2 protein-coding genes and 1 pseudogene are annotated in these 2,493 nt (G+C 37.5%); all 3 read right to left on the reverse strand.

Annotated features, from left to right (window positions below; genetic code table 11):
* Window positions 1–545, reverse strand: a pseudogene (locus tag H5232_RS22890) (hypothetical protein); the annotation flags it as partial.
* 309 nt (window positions 546–854) lie between these two features.
* Window positions 855–1,778 carry a hypothetical protein gene (locus H5232_RS22895; RefSeq protein WP_182831598.1) on the reverse strand — a complete coding sequence of 308 codons (924 nt, stop codon included), beginning with the start codon at window positions 1,776–1,778 and terminating at the stop codon, window positions 855–857.
* A gap of 492 nt (window positions 1,779–2,270) precedes the next feature.
* Window positions 2,271–2,429 (reverse strand): hypothetical protein, encoded by a 159-nt coding sequence (locus H5232_RS22900; RefSeq protein ID WP_259400188.1) that lies wholly within the window; start codon window positions 2,427–2,429, stop codon window positions 2,271–2,273.
* Between the last annotated feature and the right edge of the window lie 64 nt (window positions 2,430–2,493).

Genomic DNA, 2,493 nt, shown 5'->3' on the forward strand with positions numbered 1-2,493 from the left:
GGAAAGTAATTCATTACACCCGGCGCGCCCATTTTCGAGGTTAACCTGCAAACAATCTCTTCCCATTTAAAGCAACAGTTACCTAAGTCATCTCGTTGTTCACAACCTGGTATATCAAAAGTAAACCCGACTGTTTGGTTTTGCCTGTCAAGATACATCATCTTATCAGGTATATACCTAGCCGTTATTGGTAATAAATTTAAGAAGAATAAGTTCCAGCAAAAGGTGAGGATTACAAGCCACCAAGGAAATGGCTCTTCAGAATACGTTGCGACAACGCAGGCTATTAGTAACAATAAGCTTAATACAGCCCCGATAGCCATTGGTCCAAATAATATGGCTTTTATAGGGTTATTACCACAAGGGACAACTTTGTATTTTTCGCGCTGATTTTCATATAACTTGTTCGTATCAAGCCAATCATATAAAAAGCACAGGCCTTTAAATTCGTGATATATATTTTTTATACTACGATATTCAAAAAAACGATTAAACTTCGTTTTCTTTGGCATGATTCCAACACCAAAGTAATTATTTTTTTGCATCAGGTTCCTTATGCAATTGCTAAATCAGGTGAGGCATTTTCAATTGGCTTTTCAAACGCATCAAAATCGGAAGTTTAAGATGACACCTATCTTAATTATTCAGAGTGAGTGTCGTTTTTATTGTTCAATTTGCGCGGCGTAAAGCCGCGCCTACGCAAATTTAAATGACTGTTTATTATGTCGCCATGTAACAGAGCCACCAACGTGACGGTAAACCTAGGCAGCAGTTGCGCCTAGGTTTGAATTCCTTTTCTGATTGTTAAAGAGCATTTGGCCTGTGACCAGAAACCAGTTTTTAAATAACCAGAATCACAAAAGTAAAATATTGAGCGCGTAGGCACGTTTTATGTTTTTCTCTAGTAATACGGGGTCATCACTAAAGGGGGCAATAACATAATTAACTTCATCCCTCGGGTATTCTTTTTCGCCATCAATATCCGTATGAAAAACATATTTATAATTATTTTTTATCTCGGCATCGAGTGGGTAATTATCCATATAGGGGCCAATTTTATCGCCTTTCCAAACTGTGCTATATCCCTTATCTAGATAATGTTGAACCGAAGGTAACATTGCGTAAGGTATTGGTTTATTTTTATCCATAAATTCATTCAATAGCGTCCATAGATTACATGCGTCGTCATAGCCATCAGCAAATGCGACTATGTACTGGCAATCCCTTTTACCATGTTTAGGATACTTTTTTGGAATCAAGCTATCTACAGGCATACCGGAGCCTAAACTAAATCCTAATGAACCTCGGTACAGTTCAACTTCTTCAAAAGGGATCACAAGTTCAGGGTTGCCACCAAACGCAGGGAAATTTACATTGCCGGTTTTTCGGTCAAACACGACAGAGGTTGCTCTGGGGATTTTTGCTTTGCGGTGATAAATAAAAGCAATTATTAATAATAAAACTTGCCCTAGGATAAACAAAGGGTGAAAAAGAAATGAGTCCAAGAGGTGCTGTAAACTTTTCGCTTTAAATAACCCGAGTACTTGCATTATCGTTCCAATTGCAAAGAAGGTTAATGCTTGCCAAGAATAAGAACTATCATCCGTATCCGTCATACTTCCCATTAATAATAACCCGTAATAACGGCCATCAGCCCCCAGTTCATCTTTTACTCCTAATAGGTTGTCATAATTGATTTCCACTTTTCGGTAATACTTCCCCATATCAGTTGGTTTTTTAGGGGGGCGTAATTCAGATACTTGTTCGGTGTTTATCATAATGTTACTCAAATCCTAATTCTTTTTTTAGCGCATAATTTAATAGTGATAAATTCACTTCGGTTGTAAGCCATTTATTTGGTTTTTCAAGCTCGCCGTACTCATCGCGTTTTGATACTGGTAATATAAATTTATTATCCTCAAAGGCTGTGCTAACTGACGCCCCTTTACCTTTTGGATACGTTTTAACACGTAGTCTAAACGTGATTCTGGTTGTGTTGAGCGCTTTAAATATGGCGGCGCAATTATGCTGATTTAAATCGAGCCGTATACCCTGCCCACTTGATAAATCAGTCACTAAAAAATTAAGATGGTGTCATTGTTATTCCATTTCTAAAGTACGCGTATTTTAAGGTGGCTGTCTTCTTAATTTTCCATCTGGAAAAATAACAACGCCACTACTAACAGAAGCTGCAAACTAAACCTAAAGCAATTAAATGCATCACTTTAGGTTCAAGTTTTTAAATTTTTAAAGAGCGATTTAGCTTTTAATTACCACACTTCCTGACGGTTAACTTGGCAATCTGCTGGGTCTAAATAGGGTTTTAACTCCTCAGGAAATCCGTGCTTTTCTGTTATATCTTTATCGATTTTGAAGTAATGCTCTATTGATTGATATAAGTGTGTACCAAGCGGGATTGATGTATCCATAAAGGTCATGGCTGTGGCGTATGCCAGTGAATCCCATTGACGATTTTAACCACCTACATAAAAA

Source organism: Pseudoalteromonas sp. SG41-5, from assembly GCF_014164495.1.
GTDB lineage: Bacteria > Pseudomonadota > Gammaproteobacteria > Enterobacterales > Alteromonadaceae > Pseudoalteromonas > Pseudoalteromonas rhizosphaerae.